At 48.4% G+C, this 18,484-nt stretch carries 12 protein-coding genes; 5 read left to right on the forward strand and 7 right to left on the reverse strand.

The features are described 5' to 3' along the window. Positions 1–258: 258 nt before the first annotated feature. The 3 genes from N7387_RS04055 to megL form a co-directional block, all read right to left on the reverse strand. Positions 259–663 carry a hypothetical protein gene (locus N7387_RS04055; protein ID WP_279797098.1) on the reverse strand — a complete coding sequence of 135 codons (405 nt, stop codon included), beginning with the start codon at positions 661–663 and terminating at the stop codon, positions 259–261. Positions 664–1,108: 445 nt separating this feature from the next. Continuing rightward, positions 1,109–2,392 (reverse strand): amino acid permease, encoded by a 1,284-nt coding sequence (locus N7387_RS04060; protein WP_262861548.1) that lies wholly within the window; start codon positions 2,390–2,392, stop codon positions 1,109–1,111. A gap of 242 nt (positions 2,393–2,634) precedes the next feature. Then, complete coding sequence (gene megL, locus N7387_RS04065) at positions 2,635–3,831, reverse strand: methionine gamma-lyase (protein ID WP_262883709.1); 1,197 nt, start codon at positions 3,829–3,831, stop codon at positions 2,635–2,637. A 704-nt stretch (positions 3,832–4,535) separates the two neighbouring features. Between megL and N7387_RS04070 the strand changes: the two genes are divergently transcribed. Continuing rightward, positions 4,536–6,182, forward strand: a complete 1,647-nt coding sequence (locus N7387_RS04070; RefSeq protein WP_279797102.1) for a sigma 54-interacting transcriptional regulator — start codon at positions 4,536–4,538, stop codon at positions 6,180–6,182. On the opposite strand, the gene phrB is transcribed toward N7387_RS04070, so the two are convergent. After that, positions 6,179–7,618 (reverse strand): deoxyribodipyrimidine photo-lyase, encoded by a 1,440-nt coding sequence (gene phrB, locus N7387_RS04075; protein ID WP_279797105.1) that lies wholly within the window; start codon positions 7,616–7,618, stop codon positions 6,179–6,181. The genes N7387_RS04070 and phrB overlap by 4 nt on opposite strands. A 64-nt stretch (positions 7,619–7,682) precedes the next feature. Further along, positions 7,683–9,185, reverse strand: coding sequence for a glycine betaine/L-proline transporter ProP (proP, locus tag N7387_RS04080; RefSeq protein ID WP_262883706.1), 1,503 nt, complete (start codon positions 9,183–9,185; stop codon positions 7,683–7,685). A gap of 1,231 nt (positions 9,186–10,416) precedes the next feature. On the opposite strand from proP, the gene N7387_RS04085 reads away from it, so the two are divergent. Both N7387_RS04085 and N7387_RS04090 read left to right on the forward strand, forming a co-directional pair. Next, the gene (locus N7387_RS04085) at positions 10,417–10,728 is read left to right on the forward strand and encodes a helix-turn-helix transcriptional regulator (RefSeq protein ID WP_262861544.1); all 312 of its coding nucleotides are present in this window, start codon (positions 10,417–10,419) and stop codon (positions 10,726–10,728) included. 210 nt (positions 10,729–10,938) lie between these two features. Beyond that, a complete protein-coding gene (locus N7387_RS04090) occupies positions 10,939–11,916 on the forward strand; it encodes a LysR substrate-binding domain-containing protein (protein ID WP_025151566.1) in 978 nt (325 codons plus the stop codon). A 76-nt stretch (positions 11,917–11,992) separates the two neighbouring features. Here the strand turns inward: N7387_RS04090 and N7387_RS04095 are convergent, their stop codons facing one another. Then, complete coding sequence (locus tag N7387_RS04095) at positions 11,993–13,171, reverse strand: M20 family metallopeptidase (RefSeq protein ID WP_262861543.1); 1,179 nt, start codon at positions 13,169–13,171, stop codon at positions 11,993–11,995. A 675-nt stretch (positions 13,172–13,846) separates the two neighbouring features. Here N7387_RS04095 and poxB point away from each other — a divergent pair. Beyond that, positions 13,847–15,568: a ubiquinone-dependent pyruvate dehydrogenase gene (poxB, locus tag N7387_RS04100; RefSeq protein ID WP_279797107.1), complete on the forward strand. Its 1,722-nt coding sequence runs from the start codon at positions 13,847–13,849 to the stop codon at positions 15,566–15,568. A gap of 43 nt (positions 15,569–15,611) precedes the next feature. On the opposite strand, the gene N7387_RS04105 is transcribed toward poxB, so the two are convergent. Further along, the gene (locus N7387_RS04105) at positions 15,612–16,523 is read right to left on the reverse strand and encodes a 3-methyladenine DNA glycosylase 2 (protein WP_279797109.1); all 912 of its coding nucleotides are present in this window, start codon (positions 16,521–16,523) and stop codon (positions 15,612–15,614) included. A 346-nt stretch (positions 16,524–16,869) separates the two neighbouring features. Here N7387_RS04105 and N7387_RS04110 point away from each other — a divergent pair, with 346 nt between their 5' ends. Further along, positions 16,870–18,300 (forward strand): DUF4026 domain-containing protein, encoded by a 1,431-nt coding sequence (locus N7387_RS04110; RefSeq protein WP_262861540.1) that lies wholly within the window; start codon positions 16,870–16,872, stop codon positions 18,298–18,300. The last annotated feature ends 184 nt before the right edge of the window (positions 18,301–18,484 follow it).

An 18,484-nucleotide genomic window follows, 5' to 3' on the forward strand; every position in this document is an offset into this window, starting at 1 on the left:
CTGGATTATTTTCCCGGATTTTACAGACCCTGTAAATAATTTTGTGTAAGTTAACCATATGTTATTTATAGTTTCACAGGCCCGGGATTATACATAACGAAAAGTATAAAAGACGAGAAGGGAGTTGCCTGGAAATAGAGCGACTTTACCGCGATGCTTACGCCTATGGCGTACTAATATTTATGAAATCCACTTTCATTTATCCGGGCCTCGTTATAATTTCCCATCACGAAATCATCAGCTATCACATTAGCGCCATCAGTAATTTCCAGGCTGGCCTGCGATATGATCAAAATCAAGAGGTCTGTCGATGATATCCAGTCTGAGCGTTCCGGTATTTTTCCACAATGAGTCACTGCCCGAAAGCGTGACATACCCTGTTTCTCCGGCTTTTTCTGTAATGGTTGCTCCCTGCGTTTCAAGCGTACCGTTCTTAACATTGATACCGCCGTTCTGAACCAAAAGATTACCGAAATCCACTATTGCGGATTTATCATCCAGTTCTTTGATTACACCTTTGTTTATCGTTATGGCCTGCGCAGATGACGTGATGATAAGTAAAAAAAATAAGGAGCGGTATGGTGACTCTTTTTCTTTTTCATATAAAAACCCCTGAAATGTAAATTTCCCGGACTGAAGAACGTCAGGGAAGAATGTTGTCATTTTTTATACGAAAAAACTATAGTGAAAATAAATTTTATTAGCCAAGTTTTTAATAGTGAAATAATTATTTATCAGCGAGCTTATTTCATTTAAGTAAGCTTTTTATGACTATCTCATTTTCTTATTCCGGCTTCAGTTTCACTGATTTCAGCGGATATCCGGTATACGGAGTCAATACATAAGAATAACTGAATCGCGGAATATTTACGGAGAATGCGATATTGCAGGGGAGAGGCGAAAAAAAGCGGGAGAGGGTATCTCCCGCAATATGCTGACCAATTAAGGAACGTAATAATATTGTGGTCAGAAGGACAGAGGTTTTTTTATTCAGACTGCGGTGCTGAGTTTTTTAACTTTCCGGAACCGGTGCTGTGACCGGTTCCGGGGTGTTACTTTATTTCAGTCAGTGCGGGGCACCGACGGATGGCCTGTTTTCTCTTACCCGTCACTCAAGGTATTTGAAGAACGGTGCGATGAGCAGCAGGATACCGAAGCCCATAACACACCAGGCTTTCCAGTCTTTGAATTTTTTCAGTTTCGCGACACGGAATACCAGGTAAACAGGAATTAAGCAGGAAACGATAGCGTATAACGGGCTGCCAATCTGGAAGAAGACAACCACGGAGAACCCTGTTGACACCCATGCAGTCAGTAATGCAACGATGAAGACAGAGATACAGATGTTTAATACCGTATGGTTGATTTTCTCTTTATCTATGAAGCGGGAAAGGATGTTAACCGCAAGCCCTTTCACGGATTCCTGGAAGCCCAGATAGATACCGAAGAATGCTGTCAGAACCGCAAAGATGTTCAGAACGGTGGTCATCACACTCACGACCGCGCCGGGGATAACCTGAGCAGCAATAGCCAGTGCAGAGATGTTCTGTTCAAACGCGGATACGGCCTGCTCATGACTGATAGAGAACGTAAAGGAGAATGAGAAGAACAGGATGATAGTTACCAGGGTGATATAGGCCACGCGGTGGGCGCGGATAGCACGGTAGGTGGCAACACGTTTGTCTGATTCCAGTTTGCGGTATGCGATGTTCATCGGGTTCAGGATCTGAACGAAGACCGCAGAGAAGAACGCAAACGGTACAGTCAGCAGCACGTCACGGGTAAAGTCACCAATCGGCGGGAACGCAGTGATGTTATTGAAATCCCAGTGAGGGATCATCACCAGACCCAGCGATACAATGATACCGACTTTCACGATAACCATCGGACCGGAGATTTTAAACAGCAGTTTCTCGCCCTTGGAGGCAATGAAAATCAGCGCGGCAAAGACAGCCACACGATAGATCAGTGAGCTTGAAAGCACGCCCTCTGTCACACCGAACGTATGGAGATAAGAGGCACTGTCGAAAATAACAGAGAGAGAGTAAATAAAGATACCGTGGATAAGCATCAGGAAGTAAATAACCCCCAGAGCCACACCCCAGTTACTGCCCAGATACTGTGTGATTATGTTTGTGTAGTCTTCACATTCTTCACTTTCAGACAGCGTATTCATGTACAGCTTCTGCAACATATAGGTTGCCGGATACGCAATCATGAAAGCTAAAATAAATACCCAAATACCTTTCAGACCGATCTGAATCGGCATTACAACGGTACCGGCACCGATCGCCATACCAATACAAAGCACTACCCAGCCGGCGTCATACATTGTAAATGGTATTTTGCCCAGCGCTTTCGCGGAATTCTCGGTTGAGGTCATGTCCGCCATACTAAGCCCCCTTGGTTTTCATAATAATTTATTGTGATTATGGTTTCTAAAAAATTTCAGCACTGCATTGTTCTTTTTATTACCGCTAAAAATAACCTGTTAAATACTTAAAAAGCACGCCGGAGAGAATTCAGAGTGGCTCTCAATGAATTTTTCCGCGTGCTTCGTGTACTCACCCCGTCTGTGTGTTAACGGCAAATGAGGTGAGTACATACTGCAAGACTTAATTTTCCGCGCTGATCTTATGCAACTGCTTTCGCAATAGCCTGTTCCAGGTCAGCAATGATGTCTTCAGGTGTTTCCAGACCGACAGAGATACGAATCAGACCATCGGTGATACCTGCTTTCAGACGCTCTTCAGCCGGAACCGGAGAGTGAGTCATTGATGCAGGGTGCTGAATCAGGGTTTCAGTATCGCCCAGGCTCACTGCCAGCATGCATAACTCAACAGCATCCATCACTTTACGGCCTGCTTCGATACCGCCTTTGATTTCAAAGCTGATCATACCGCCGAAGTTACTCATCTGTTTTTTCGCTAACTCGTGCTGCGGGTGAGACGGCAGACCCGGGTAGAATACCGCTTCTACATTCGGGTTAGATTCCAGATACTTAGCAACTTTCATTGCGTTAGCGCAGTGACGTTCCATACGGACGTGCAGTGTTTTCAGACCGCGCAGGGTTAACCATGCGTTGAACGGGCTCATGACACCACCGGTGATGTCTTTAACACCGACCAGACGCGCCTGGGTCAGGAAGTCAGCAGGACCGACAATCACACCACCGATAACGTCGCCGTGACCGTTGATGTATTTGGTCACACTGTGAACCACGATGTCTGCACCTAATTCCAGAGGACGCTGGCAGTACGGAGACATGAAGGTGTTATCCACAACCAGCATTGCGCCGCCTTCGTGAGCAACATTTGCCGCTGCTTCGAGGTCGATCATTGCCAGAGTCGGGTTAGCCGGGGTTTCGACGTAAACCATTTTGGTGTTTGGTTTCATAGCCGCTTTGATGTTCGCAGGGTCATTTGCGCGAACGAAAGTGACTTCGATACCGAATTTAGGCAGGGTGTGAGACAGCAGAGCATAAGTACAGCCGTACAGCGTGTCAGAAGCAACGATATGGTCGCCCTGGCCGCACATCGTCAGGATAGTGGTAGAGATAGCGGCGATACCGGAAGACGTTGCCAGAGCGGCTTCGCCGTTTTCCAGTACACGCATTTTTTCTTCTAATGCTGCGTTAGTCGGGTTACCTAAACGTGAGTAGATATAACCTTCTTCTTCTAATGCGAAACGTGCTGCCCCTTGTGCTGCGCTGTCGAAGACGAATGTAGAGGTCTGATAGATTGGGGTTGATAACGCACCAGTCAGTGGATCAGCCTGCTGGCCGGCGTGAACAATCTTAGTGTCATAACCTTTATTCGTATAATCGTGCATAAATCCTCCAAAGAATAATTTTTTATTATGCCAACATGTGTTGTTGTTGCAGTAATAAAAGCAATAGCCGTGCCAACTCAGGAGTTATTTTTATAACACATTGAATTAAATGATATAAATAATTTTAAGACATAGCTTAGATGAAGTAAGAGCAAAAGAAGTGGAAAGTAGAGTGTAAGTAAAAATGACAAGGTGTAAAGAAAATTGACAGTGGGTTGCCACTTTCTGATAGTGAGGTTAATCACATTGGAGGATAAAACCGGACTTGCGTCACATTATAGCCCCAAAAGGGAAGAGTGATCCAGATCTCTTTTTAAATTTTTCCCTGAATCGATACGTCCGGCGGTTGATAATGATCAACGTCAGGAATAATCAATTCCATTAATGACCGCATTTTTAATGATTTACCACTCCAATAAAAGCAGGTGTAAACCGGATAACCTGCGGACTTTTTTTCATAGAATTGAGATATCTGGCGGGTACAAGGCAGTTGAACTTGTTTATAGTACAGAATGTAACAGAACCCAAAAATAACAATTATACTCTGTATGATAAGCCCGCTTATTATATGGTTTTTTTATTGCGCACTATTTTGTTGTGTTTCGCCCTTTGTTCACCTCTTCATGGGTACCTTAAATAGGTTAACTCTGGCAAGGTAGGTGAAGAATGAGCACTACATACACTAACCGGGAGTGACTAAACACATGTCTGCATATAGATGGTTAATTAATACCATTGACCGCGTTGCCATGGTGGAAGAAGTCATCAATGAGTTTTCGGCCTCCGAAATCAGCATTAATTCCATGGAAGTTTTTCCGTGCAAAATTTATGTCAAATTCAATACGGAGTGCGAGCGGGATGTTAAGCTGCTGCTGAGCAAACTCCTGCTTAATCCTGATGTTATCAGTGTCACCCGTTCCAAATTACAGCCCTACGAGCGTAAAGAAAAAGAATTACAGGCAATTCTGGAATCCACCACGGATGGCATTATCGGTATCAATAATCAGGGTAATATCAACTACTTCAATAAAGTGGCGGAGGATTTTTTCTCGATCTCACGGGAAAATATTGTCGGCGTCAATATCAGCAAAATTCTCAGCGGCAAAAACCAGACCGTGCTCACCAAACTGCTCGGCGGCAACAGTTTTGATCACTATCAGATGGTTACCGGTACCCCGAAAGGGGAGTTGTACTATATCTGCTCCGGTCGTCCGATTCTGAGTGAAGAGTCCCAGGTAATGGGCGCGGTGATCACCTTTAAAAGTCTGCGTTCAGTGCAGCAAATGGCATCGTCGGTGAATAAAAGCCTGCCGTTCAGCTTTGATGACATTATCTGTGAAAGCGAAGTCATGATGAACCTGATTGATTTTGCTAAAAAAATCGCAATAAGCCCGTATACCGTGCTGATCCGCGGTGAGACCGGCACCGGGAAAGAGCTGTTTGCCCGCGCCATTCATAACGCCAGCGACCGCAGTGCGCATCCGTTTGCACCGATTAACTGTGCGGCATTGCCGGAAAACCTGATTGAGAGTGAGCTGTTCGGTTATGAGGGTGGTGCGTTCAGCGGTGCCAGCAAGGGCGGAAAGATGGGGCTGTTTGAATCCGCCAACCACGGTACGGTGTTTCTGGATGAATTCGGTGAGCTTTCTCTTATCCTGCAAAGTAAATTATTGCGGGTATTACAGGAGGGGGTGATCCGCCGGGTCGGCGGGCATAAAGAGATCCCGGTGGATGTGCGGATCATTGTGGCGACCAACCGGAATCTGGAAGAGATGATCGAGAACAAATCGTTCCGTGAAGATCTCTATTACCGGATCAATGTGATCCCGATTAATATCCCGCCGCTGAAAGAGCGGAAAACCGATATCCCGCTGTTACTGCAGCGTTTTATCAGTAAATACACAACGGAACTGAATAAACAGCTCAGTTTGTCCCAGGATGCATATCACCAGTTAATGGCCTATTCATGGCCGGGCAACGTGCGGGAACTGCAAAACGTGATTCTGCGGGCTATTCATCTGGCTTCCGGGCGGGAAATTACCGTCGGCGACCTGTGGCTGCCCCATGAGGAAGTGATGGCCTCTCCGGTACAGCGGCCTCAGGCGATACAGAAAACAGATGTGCTGCCTGTGGTGCAACCGCTTACGGAAGAGATCAATCTGAAAGAGTCCCTTGCGCGGCAGGAAAAAAGCCTGCTGGAAGATTATCTGCGCCGCTATGGTTCGGCCCGTAAAGTGTCCCGCGAAATCGGGATGTCCCACACCACCGTACTGAATAAAGCCCGTTATTATAATCTGGAGCATCTGCTGACCTACAGCACGGTGCGCCGGTCAGCAGACAAAACCGATTAATACGGATTGTCATCCCCGCCGGCAGCGGTCCGGCGGGCGGTTTCGTAAGCATCGATAGCACGGATCCTCGCCATCCGGTGATCTACCACCGGTTTCGGATAATCAATCTCCCGCCGGTTTTTCTCCGCCCATTCATGGGGGGTGTGAATGTATTTCGCCGGCACGTCTGCCAGTTCCGGCAGCCAGCGGCGGATAAAACTGCCGTCCGCGTCAAACCGTTTACCCTGGGTGACCGGGTTGAAAATCCGGAAATACGGTACTGAATCATGACCGGTGGAGGCCGCCCACTGCCAGCCGCCGTTGTTGGCGGCAAATTCACCGTCAATCAGTTGTGACATAAAGTAGTGCTCACCGCGCCGCCAGTCAGTCAGTAAATCCTTGACCAGAAAACTTGCCGTGATCATCCGCAGGCGGTTATGCATCCAGCCGGTTTCATTCAGCTGACGCATGGCGGCATCGACCAGCGGAAACCCGGTTTTTCCCTGCTGCCAGGCAAGCAGCCCGCTGTTATCCGGTGACCAGACAATGGCCTCTGTCCAGCGTTGCATCGGGCGGTGACGGCTGATATCCGGGTGCTGTGCCAGCTGATGCAGATAGAATTCCCGCCAGATCAGCTCACTTAGCCAGGTATAAGCGCCGCTTTCCGGCTCATCGGCGACCATCGGGAAATGCAGGCGCAGGCGGCTCAGACACTGGCGCGGGGACAATATCCCGGTGGCGAGATACGCGGAGATGCGGCTGGTGCCGTCAATCGCCGGGAAATCCCGCTCTGTTTTGTAATCCGCCGCGTGCTTCTGACAAAAATCCGCCAGCCGCTGCAGCGCGGCGTCTTCCCCGGAAGGGAAAAGGGCATGCTCCTGCTGCGGCAGGTTAAGCGGTACCGGGGAAACCGGCGGGCCTTTGGCCTCCGGCACCGGCAGCACGCGGATGGTGGTTTGCATCAGTGCGGTGAGAAACGCGCGCCGGAACGGGGTGAACACTTTGTAGAGGCCGCCCTGTTGTGTGCTCACACTGCCCGGCGGCAGCAGAACACTGTCATCAAAGGCATAAAAACGGCAGGTATCCGGCAGACGGACAGTAAAGCGGGCATCACGGCGCTGTTCATTCAGCCCGTACTGTTTATTAACATACACGGCGGGAATGTGATGCTCACGACACCACGCAGCCAGCCAGTCAGCGGCATCTTCAAACGTATCACACGGCTGTACGTGCAGGGTGATCCCGAGTGCGGCTGCGGATGTGTTCAGCGCGTGCAGCTGACAGAAAATCAGCGCCTGCTGTGACGGCGACATAGCGTGCTGCTCCCACTGTCCCGGCGTGAGGGTAAAAATCAGTTTTACCTGCCGGTGTGCCTGACAGGCGGCGTAAAGCGCCGTGTTATCTGTCAGCCGCAGATCGTGCCGCAGCCAGACAACGGCTGGTGCTGAATCTGTCATAACGTTACCTCCCGCATAAATAATAAAAAGGCCCGCGTCCGGAGAGGCGGGCCTGAGCAGGACATCAGTCCAGTTTAGGGTGCTGATCAATCAGTGACTGGCGGCGTTTCTGCAACGCGGTAATCTCCTCATCAATCGCCTCAATCTTGTGTTCGATATTATCGTAATGCTCAAGCAAAATCTCTTTGGCTTCCGCGCGGTCAGATGCCGCCGGTGTGGCTCCGCGTAACGGCTTATTGGCAGTTTCTTTCATCACAATCGCGGTAACGGCCCCGATAACGGCAATGACCATCAGATAATAGGCCGGCATATACAGGTTATTGGTTACCTCGACCAGCCAGGCGGCGGCTGTCGGGGTGGCACCGGCAATCAGCACGGAGATATTGAACGAGATAGCCAGCGCACTGTAGCGGATTTTTGTCGGGAAAATGGCCGGCAAAATAGAGGCCATCACACCGGTAAAGCAGTTCAGCAGCACCGCCAGGATCAGTAAGCCTAAGAAAATCAGGCCGATGACACCACTGTTAATCAGCATAAATGCCGGAATCGCCAGCACAAATAACCCGATACTACCGGCGAGAACAAACGGTTTACGGCCGATGCGGTCACTCATCATCCCAATCAGCGGCTGTACAAACAGCATACCAATCATAATCGCGATAATAATCAGCACACCGTGATCCGCACTGTAGTTCAGGTTATGCGACAGATAACTCGGCATGTAGGTCAGCAGCATGTAATAGGTGACGTTGGTGGCAATCACCAGCCCGACACAAATCATCAGACCCTTACCGTATTGTGAGGCAATGCTGCGCAGTGAAACGCGGGGCTTATCTTCGCCGGTTTCAGGGTTGGCATTTTTCATATCCTCAACATGCTGCTGGAAAGCCGGGGTTTCCTCCAGGGCATGACGCAGATACAGACCGATCACGCCCAGCGGCAGCGCCAGGAAGAACGGGATACGCCAGCCCCATTCGCGGAAGGTTTCTTCGCCGAGAATACTGGAGATCAGAACCACCACACCGGCACCACAGACGAAACCGGCGATGGAGCCGAAGTCCAGCCAGCTGCCCATAAATCCGCGTTTACGATCCGGTGAATATTCCGCTACAAAGATAGCTGCACCGGAATACTCACCGCCCACGGAGAAACCCTGAGCCAGTTTTGCCAGCAGTAACAGAACCGGTGCCCAGATCCCGATACTTGCATAAGATGGGATCAGACCGATACAGAAGGTACTGACGGCCATAATAATGATGGTGACGGAAAGGACTTTCTGACGGCCGAACTTATCGCCCATAATGCCGAAAAAGACCCCACCCAGCGGACGTACCAGAAACGGTACGGAGAACGTGGCTAACGCCGCGATCATCTGTATGCCCGGAGAGGCGGAAGGGAAGAAGACCTGACCCAGTACATACGCCAGGAAGCCGTAGACCCCGAAGTCAAACCACTCCATGGCATTACCCAGTGAGGCAGCGGTAATGGCTTTCTTTAATTTTCCATCATCAATAATAGTAATATCATTGATATTTAAAGGTTTTTGTTTTGTTTTCTTGCGTCTCATCGTTGTATCCTTTTGTTTTATGACGGGGATTCACGTGACTGAGATTCACTCAAACCCACAACGACTCTTTATATGATAGTGAATTCATCGGTAGCAGGAGATGTTTAATATTAAATTGATAAGTATAAATACGTACTTTTTCCTGTATTCATGTTTCCCGTTAAATAGATTGATTATCGGATATAACGCCGCTAACGGCAGACGGTACAGGAAACCGCAGACAGGACAGGAAGAATAGGAAAGTAGTGTGTTGTAATAACCAAAAAAAGCCCCTTTCTTTTTAAATGAGGTCACCTAATTTAGCATAAATCATATTTTTTGTAAAACCAGTGGTCTTTTGTACTGATTAATACCCTGTATTTGGCATTTAACTCCCGTGAATACAATATGTTCAGTGCTGTTTTTTTTCTTAAAAATCAGTGAAAATACAGTCTGTTCTGAAAGCAGTATCGTTTTACTTGTTATTTTTACAGCGGTTTTATTTCGTAAAATGGGGAATAAGCAACGTCAAAATCGGATGTATTTTAAATTATAAGTGAAATTATCATGATAATGATTGAACGGTGAGCGAAATATAGGGCTGTTCCGCAAAACTGACAATGTTATCAGTATGTTTCACCTGGTTTCTCAATTTTCTGTATGCATTTTCCCGATAATTACGTCTATTGTAATTAATAGATAATCACTGACCTTAATGATTTCTTTACGTAATAATAAGATAAACTTTGGTGTTATATGCTGAATATACAAATTGTGCAGTGATATCTGTTAATAGCAATTTAAGAAATACATAAATGTTTCAAGATATATCGTTTTTTTTCCATTTAATTGGGGTTTCTTACTCCATTAAAGCCAAATAATTGCTATTTTATACCACGAATGTGTCATTTTATTTTTAGTGGTTTATACCTAGTGCCGGGGCGGGAGAAAAGGTAAATATACTATAATACAGAGGGTTATCACTCTTTCGCACACCGAATAATTCTTTTTTTTTACAATCCGTTAAGTGCAGGAACGGCAGGTTTCAATTTGGTAAATGAATATGTAATATGTGTTTCAACATGTGTACGGGGCTGGTTTGCATCAGTACATTCATGCGGAAGTTAAAACAACAACAAAGAGTAAAACTTTGTGAATATCAATTGGTCCACTTTCTTTAATAAACGCATATTTTGTTAGTTATCAGAGGGGAATCTGATGATTATCACAGCCATATGTGAGGGATAGCGACATGACCAAAGCAAAAAACTCGATAGCGCGTGCTGTCGGGCAAAAAATTCAGGTGTTACGGAAAGATCACGGTATTACTGCCGCAAGACTGGCTGAAATGATCGAAATCAGCCAGCAGCAGATGTCACGTTATGAACGTGGTGTAAACCGTGTTGATGTGGACTGTTTAGTCCGTATTGCGGATCTCTTTGAAGTACCGGTTGGCTGGTTCTTCACCGGGATTGAAGGCCGGAGTAAACGCGACAGCGGAAATGAACGGGAATCCTGGAAAGCAGAAACCGTTATTTTGCCGGTCGAATCTGAGCTGATGTAATTTCGTGATCTTGAGTGATACTGAGTTTCATCTCAAAAATCCGTTATTAGTCCGCTAATAACGGATACCGTTTTTTACGGGACGTGTTTATTTCTTCATCACCCGCCTTGTGCTATCATTCTGACACACAGCATGTTGTATTACTCTTATAACCCTGTTTATTAATCATTTTAATATTTTGAATCCGTTTTATAACTGGATAAATAAGCAATGAACATTAATCAGCTCAAAAGTTTTGTTGAGGTGGTCAGGAGTGACTTTAATATCACGAATGCCGCCGAGAAGCTGTACACCTCGCAGCCGACAGTGAGCAAACAGCTTAAAATTCTTGAAGATGAACTGAACGTTTCTTTATTCAACCGGAAAAATAATAATTTATTATCACTCAGTCCGATTGGTGAAGAAGTTCATCGCGTTGCCTGCGATATTCTCGCGCAGTTTGATAAAATTAAAAGTCTGGTTTCACATGAAGATACCACGACAAAACAGAATCTCCGTATTGCCACCACCCACACGCAAATCCGTTATAAATTACCGAAAGTGATTGAACGTTTTAATGCGCGTTACCCGAATATTTCGCTGCATTTTCACCAGGGTGCCCCGGCACAGCTGGCGGAAATGGTGAAAAACGGGGATGTGGATTTTGCGATCGCGACCGAATCCCTGCATCTGTATGACGATTTACTGACCCTGCCGTGCTATCAGTGGTCGCGCAGTGCGATTGTGCCGCACGATCACCCGCTGGCACAGAATGAGCAGCTGACGATTCAGGAGCTGGCTCATTATCCGCTGATCACCTATGTATTCGGATTTACCGGCCGTTCCAAGCTGGATCAGGTTTTTTACCAGAACCACCTGACGCCGAATGTGGTATTAACCGCAGTTGATACGGAAATTATTAAATTCTATGTGAAGCGCGGTGCCGGTGTCGGTGTTATTTCCTCCGTGGCGTTTGATCCGGCGGAAGACAGTGATTCACTGCGCTGTATTAATATCGGGAATCTGGTGAAGCCGAGCTATACCCATATTTGTATCAGCCGTCATACACATCTGAAGGATTATATGTATGACTTTATTTCCTGTTATGCGCCGCATCTTGACCTGAATTATATTCACCAGCCGGAACAGTGGCTGCCGGTTGATCCGAAAGCCCGTGACCGGCTTTACCGCGCATTACCTGAGCTCTGATTCATCCGGTATTCCGGATAAAAAAAGCCCGGTAACGTCGGTTACCGGGCTTGGTGTTTGCTGTGTGTTATCTTTTTTATCGGGTGGCAATATTAATAAAGATTTGCGCACCAATCAGCAGGCAATCGTCATCAACAAAATACGGATTGGCATGCAGATAGTTATTAATTCCTTTGGCTTTGTTACCGCTGCCAAGGAAATACATGGCACCTAATCTGTCTTTGGTGGCATTAATCATATAGCTGAAATCTTCACTGCCGGTCATCGGCTTACCGTTTGAATCAATATTTTCAGCCGGTAAGAAGGCCGCTGCCGCGTTTTTAATCACTTCCGCTGCTTTCGGATGGTTAATCACCGCCGGGTAACCGCAGGCTTCCAGGGTGGTTTTGAAACCACCGGCTTCACTGCGGGCCACAATCTCTTTAAAGCTGGCTTTTAAGATCTTATCGGTTTCTTCATCCATAGAACGGATGGTACCGCGCGCCTGTACATAATCAGCCAGCGCATTCGGAATAGTACCGCCGTTGATCATACCGCAGCCGAAAACGGCCGGGCTGAAAGGATCGGTTTTTTTGGCGACGATATAATCCATGTAATCAATGATGCGGGTGGCTTCGCGGATAGCATCCAGCCCTTTGTGCGGGGTGGAACCGTGCGCGGAAACACCGTGTACGTCCAGCGTCCAGGCAGAGCCGTAAGAGGACATCACACCCGCGTTAAAACGGATGCAGCCGGTTTCAATCGCGGCATCGTTGTGGAGCCCGTAGACTTCATCCACGCCGTCCATGCAGCCCATTTCCACCATTTTATCCGCACCCGGCACGCGCATATCTTCTTCCGCCATCTGGAAGACAAAACGGACGTTATGTGTCAGTTCATCACGATGTTCGCTCAGGTATTTTGCCGCAGTCAGTGCGATGGTCATATGGGTGTCGTGACCACAGTTGTGGGCGCAGCCTTCGTGTACCGAACTGTGCTCGTTGCAGGTCATATCCGGCATTTCCAGGCCGTCGATGTCGGTACGGTAAGCAATCAGCCGGTATGCCGGATTGACAGTCAGTTCGGCGGTAAAGCCGGTGTATCCCTCGAACTGACGGAGGGTATAGCCGAAGCTTTCCATCAGTTCACGGCAGTATTTTGAGGTTTTATATTCTTCACCGGACAGCTCAGGGATTTTATGTAAATCCTGGCGCGTTTTTTTGCTGAACGCCTCAAGCGCAAAGAGTTTTTCACTGATATTGTATTTATTGGTCATTACATTTACCCCGTAACTGAAACCGGTTGGTGTGCTGATAAAGAATCCCTGATGTAAGCGCGGGTATGACCGGAAACCGGTCATACCACAGCGCCGGCGCAACATGAGTACATTTTATTTTTACGAAAAAAAGTCTGCTTTCCGGAACCGGCGGGTTTCTGTCAGCAGCTGTTTTCGTTATTATTTGCAGGAGGGATTTTAACGTCAGTATTAAAAAAGTGAGCGTGACAGAGATCGTGTTTATATCATATCAGTATTTCATGGTGCATGAATAATAAGGATGATCTCTGTGGCAAATAATATAAATGCGACGATTTATATTATATTTGTCTTTAATATCAATCAATTGAATTTATTTTCATTTTCTTGTTTTTTATGCTTATTTTGTGTGAAATATAAATCACCCTCCGGAATGACGATAACATTAATATTCTTAAACAGAAGTTAAGATAAGTGTATTTATATATCCTTGCAGCCATTTTTGTATTATTCAGCCGGTTCTCCGGAAATACCCTGAATTAGTGCTGTAAATTTCCCTTATTACTGGTGGTTTTATCTGCGGCGAGCCCGGGCTACACTGAATTGACAGGATAAACACACAGAGCAGACCGGTATTGTTCTGTGCGGCATCTTATTGCGAATCAGATTTATCACCAGTAAGAGGGAAGATTTACGATGAAGCAGACTGTAGCGGGTTATATCGCCAAAATGTTAGCGGATGCAGGAATCAACCGTATCTGGGGTGTCACCGGAGACTCACTGAACGGGTTGAGTGACAGTTTACGCAAACTGGGCAGCATTGAATGGATGGGTACCCGGCATGAGGAAGTGGCGGCGTTTGCCGCCGGAGCAGAGGCGCATCTGACCGGTAAACTGGCGGTGTGCGCCGGTTCCTGCGGGCCGGGTAACCTTCACCTGATCAACGGATTATTTGATTGTCAGCGCAACCGCGTGCCGGTACTGGCAATTGCCGCACATATTCCTTCCGGCGAAATCGGCAGCCACTATTTCCAGGAAACTCATCCGCAGGAGCTGTTCCGTGAATGCAGCGTTTATTGTGAGCTGGTGTCCAACCCCGAACAGATCCAGCAGGTGCTGGGTATTGCCATGCGCAAGGCGATTCTGGAGCGCGGCGTGGCCGTGGTGGTCATTCCGGGGGATGTGGCATTAAGACCGGCACCGGAATCGGCCCGCAATGTCTGGTATGAGCCGTCTCTGCCGCTGGTCATGCCGCAGCGGGACGAGCTGGTGAAACTGGCGGATGCCCTTAACGGCGCGAAAAATATCACACTGATGTGCGGCGCCGGGTGTGCCGGGGCGCATGATGAAGTCATCAAACTGGCGGAAACCCTGAAAGCACCGGTGGTGCATGCGCTGCGCGGCAAAGAGCATATTGAGTATGATAACCCGTATAGTGTCGGGATGACCGGGCTTATCGGTTTCTCTTCCGGCTATTATGCCATGGAAAATGCAGATACCCTGGTGCTGCTCGGCACACACTTCCCGTACCGCGCGTTTTACCCGGCCAAAGCAAAGATTATTCAGGTGGATATCAATCCCGGCAGCCTCGGCGCGCACTGCGCGGTGGATATGGCGGTCATCGGGGATATCAAAGCCACACTCAACGCCATTCAGCCACGCCTGCAGGCCAAAGAGGATCACACCCATCTCGATGCGGCGCTGAAGCATTATCAGACCGCCCGCAGTGACCTCGACGCGCTGGCAACCGCAAGCAAACGGGAGCTGATCCACCCGCAGTACCTGGCGAAAAAAATCAGTGAACTGGCAGATGATGACACTGTGTTTACCTGTGATGTGGGCACCCCGACTGTCTGGGCGGCGCGTTATCTCACCATGAACGGCAAACGGCGGCTGGTAGGCTCCTTTAACCATGGTTCGATGGCAAACGCCATGGCGCAGGCTATCGGTGCTCAGGCACTCGACCGCAAACGCCAGGTGGTGGCGATGTGCGGTGACGGCGGGTTCAGTATGCTGATGGGGGACTTCATTTCCCTGGCACAGATGCAGCTGCCGGTGAAAATCGTCATCTTTAACAACAGTGTGCTGGGCTTTGTGGCCATGGAGATGAAAGCGGGCGGTTATCTGACTGACGGCACCGATCTCCACAATCCGGATTTTGCCGCCATGGCCAATGCCATGGGAATTAAAGGGATCCGCGTTGAAGACAGCGAATCACTGGATGATGCACTGAAAACGGCATTTGCCCATGACGGTCCGGTTTTAGTGGATGTGGTGACCGCCAAACAGGAACTGGCCATGCCGCCGGAAATTAAGTTTGAGCAGGCCAAAGGCTTCAGTCTGTATATGCTGCGTGCGATTATCAACGGGCGTGGTGATGAGATTGTGGAGCTGGCAAAAACCAACTGGCTGCGCTGAATCCGCAGAGAGAAAAAATGCCGCGAATGCGGCATTTTTTTGCTCAGTACCCGGCGGCGGACTCCAGCCGCCACAGGTGGGCGGCCATCAGAGCCCGCCAGGGCGCGAAATCCGCCAGCCATTCCTGTGTTTCATCCGCTGTTATTTTTTCATCCCGCGCCAGCAGGCGCTGCAGATTACGCCGTACCGCAACATCGCCGTGCAGTGAGCCGTTCAGATAGTTAAAGCCGCGCAGCAGCGCATAGCTGACTGTCCAGGTACCGATACCCTTTATCGCCGTCAGTGAGGCGGAAACCGCATCCGCATTATCCGGTGTAACCACATCCGGCAGCACCAGCACCCCGCTTTCCAGTTGTTCGCTCAGCGCCAGCAGGGCATTAGCTTTACCGACGGAAAAACCGCAGCTGCGCAAACCGTCAAAATCGGTCTGTAAAATATGCGCTGCGTCCGGATAGCACCACAACCCGGAGGAGTGACGCAGGCCGATATGCTGAATCAGGCGGCGGCGGATAGAAATCGCTGCCTGAACACTGATCTGCTGCCCGATAATCGCCCAGTTAATGGCTTCAAACGGCGTAGCGGACTGGTAGATCCGTAATCCTTTCTGCTGCCTGATCAGCGGCCCGGCCAGCGGGTGATCCTGATACTGTTCTTCGAATACCTCTACCGGCTGGACCAGGCCGAGCATATGCCGGGCGAGATGCTGCATACGGGCTTCGTCTTCCGGCAGGGGCCCGGGGCCGTCTGTCGTGAGGGTGACACGGGCTTCCCCGGCGCGGATTTCCACGGTCAGCAGGGCGGGATGACCATGCAGACAAATCCCTTTCATCACCCGGTTCCCTGTGACGTCTTCAGCCACATGGTGGTTATCACGTAAATGAAATGCGAGAAAATCCGCTGTATGATAAGGCTCGGGTAACGGAACGGCAATCGTCAGATTTTTGTCATTATTCAACTTTTCATACCTCAGAACAGGGCGGGTAACTGACCGGATTATAGTCGTTTTTATGTCCGGGTGTGTCATTTCGGCTGAAATGTTTATTTACATAATAATAGGTGGATTATTCTGAATGAACTCCGGATATAAAGTGTGGTACTTATACGTATGAACAAATGAGTTTTATTTCAGCATATTCATTTTTTGCCGTTGTCTGTGTGGCATAACCGGGACAAAAGCAGAGGTTATTGTTGTCACAATGCATATAATTGACGCCCGGTGTTTCATGTTCCCCGGAGGAATAATTCAGCCGGAGATAGTTACAGCACAGCAGCACAACTCAGAGCGGATAAAGGCATTACCGATGGATATAAAGCAATATTACCTTGAGGTTGCGGAAGGTAAAGGTAAGAGGATGACGTCGGAGGTAGTGGCATTCCCTCCCTCGCGGCTCAACCTGGCAGAGTTAGAAGAGCGTTTGGCATCACAAACCTTTTTCACACAGGGTGATATTGAATACGCGGAGCATGATGAGAACAGCTTTTATTACACCTGTCATTACGGTGATGAAGAGCTGCTGTTTCTGGTGTCACTGGCACCGCGGGCACCGGAACTGGAAATTAATCCTTATTATTCAACCGATCCGCTTTCCCCCGGATTACTGGCCGAAGTCAACCAGACCGGGCAGGACATTTATGTTGAATGTCTTCTGCAGAATGATGTACTGCGAAGTTACCGGTATCAGCTGAAAATGGTGCAGATTCTGGTGCCGGATTTGCTGCTGGGGATTGATATTTCGGCAGCCGGGCGCGGGTTTACCCGTGAGTGGCTTAATTTTCAGCTGGAGAATGACGTGCAGCTGAACATTGAATCCCTTTATACCATTCATGCAATTTATGACACGGAAAATTCCCCGCCGACCATGTACTGGTTCCACACACACGGCCTGCTGCGCTGCGGGATCCCGGAAGTGGAACTGCTGTTGCCGCATACCATTAATGCCTACTACGGCATTCCTGATCTGCTGCGCAGTTTTATCGGGCAGAGTCTTAATGAAGGCAAAGTGCTGTTCAATGAGCCGATGTTGTGCGGTCAGACTGAAAAACAGCTGGAATATATTGTGGCACTGCCGTATCAGGAAGGGATCCGTCAGATCAACAAAAACACCCCGATCGACCAGCTGAAGCCTCTGGAAGCGATCGATTACTCTCACGATAATATGCCGGAAAATGAATTTCTCGGTGATCGCGGTGATCGCGATGATCAGCATGACCATCCGTCCTGTATGCTGTTCCGGGTAAATGAAAGTTCGCCGGTGTTACAGACATTTTTCCGTGGTTTCGACGACGATGCGGCCATTATGTTTTACCGCCCGAACAGTGAAACTCATGAAATGGCCGTAAAAGCACGGCTGCGCTGGCACTATTTTGCCCAGATGTTTACGGAATACGGGCAGCCGGTGGTTAAAACGAAAAAAGGTCTGCTCGGGGGGTTATTCGGTAAAAAAGCCGGTGAGGAGGAGGGTGAGCATCCATGGGCGTTTATGGTCAAATGCGGCATTCCTTACGGGGATGATGATGACCTGGAACACATGTGGTTTATCCCGGAAACACTGGATAATGACGTGTTTACCGGCAAACTCATCAACCAGCCTTTTTATGTTGAAGAGATGCAGGAAGGCGGTGTCTATCCGCTGAATACAGAAATGCTCACCGACTGGAATATCTATTTTTCCGGTGAAAAATACACCCCGGATACCATCTATCAGCTGCTCAGCCCGTCACAGGTTCACTGAGAACGGATTGTTCTGTAAAAAGCGCTGAAACGGAAGTCGCCCCCGATAGTCGGACACCCAATTATCGGGGGTTTTTTGTACCTATGAGCAGTCTGACAGCGAACGGGCTGATTATTCGCAACAAGGCCGTTATAGCTAAAGCAGGTAATTACACGAGTCTGTAATTTAAATTATCAGTTCACCA

The organism is Morganella sp. GD04133, from assembly GCF_029835375.1.
Lineage (GTDB): Bacteria > Pseudomonadota > Gammaproteobacteria > Enterobacterales > Enterobacteriaceae > Morganella > Morganella morganii_B.

What these genes read in the sequence shown, in the direction of transcription:
- N7387_RS04055 (WP_279797098.1), bottom strand. Translation starts at nt 663, where the DNA reads ATGACAACATTCTTCCCTGACGTTCTTCAGTCCGGGAAATTTACATTT.
- N7387_RS04110 (WP_262861540.1), top strand. Translation starts at nt 16,870, where the DNA reads ATGGATATAAAGCAATATTACCTTGAGGTTGCGGAAGGTAAAGGTAAG.
- N7387_RS04090 (WP_025151566.1), top strand. Translation starts at nt 10,939, where the DNA reads ATGAACATTAATCAGCTCAAAAGTTTTGTTGAGGTGGTCAGGAGTGAC.
- N7387_RS04085 (WP_262861544.1), top strand. Translation starts at nt 10,417, where the DNA reads ATGACCAAAGCAAAAAACTCGATAGCGCGTGCTGTCGGGCAAAAAATT.
- N7387_RS04070 (WP_279797102.1), top strand. Translation starts at nt 4,536, where the DNA reads ATGTCTGCATATAGATGGTTAATTAATACCATTGACCGCGTTGCCATG.
- phrB (WP_279797105.1), bottom strand. Translation starts at nt 7,618, where the DNA reads ATGACAGATTCAGCACCAGCCGTTGTCTGGCTGCGGCACGATCTGCGG.
- megL (WP_262883709.1), bottom strand. Translation starts at nt 3,831, where the DNA reads ATGCACGATTATACGAATAAAGGTTATGACACTAAGATTGTTCACGCC.
- poxB (WP_279797107.1), top strand. Translation starts at nt 13,847, where the DNA reads ATGAAGCAGACTGTAGCGGGTTATATCGCCAAAATGTTAGCGGATGCA.
- N7387_RS04095 (WP_262861543.1), bottom strand. Translation starts at nt 13,171, where the DNA reads ATGACCAATAAATACAATATCAGTGAAAAACTCTTTGCGCTTGAGGCG.
- proP (WP_262883706.1), bottom strand. Translation starts at nt 9,185, where the DNA reads ATGAGACGCAAGAAAACAAAACAAAAACCTTTAAATATCAATGATATT.
- N7387_RS04060 (WP_262861548.1), bottom strand. Translation starts at nt 2,392, where the DNA reads ATGGCGGACATGACCTCAACCGAGAATTCCGCGAAAGCGCTGGGCAAA.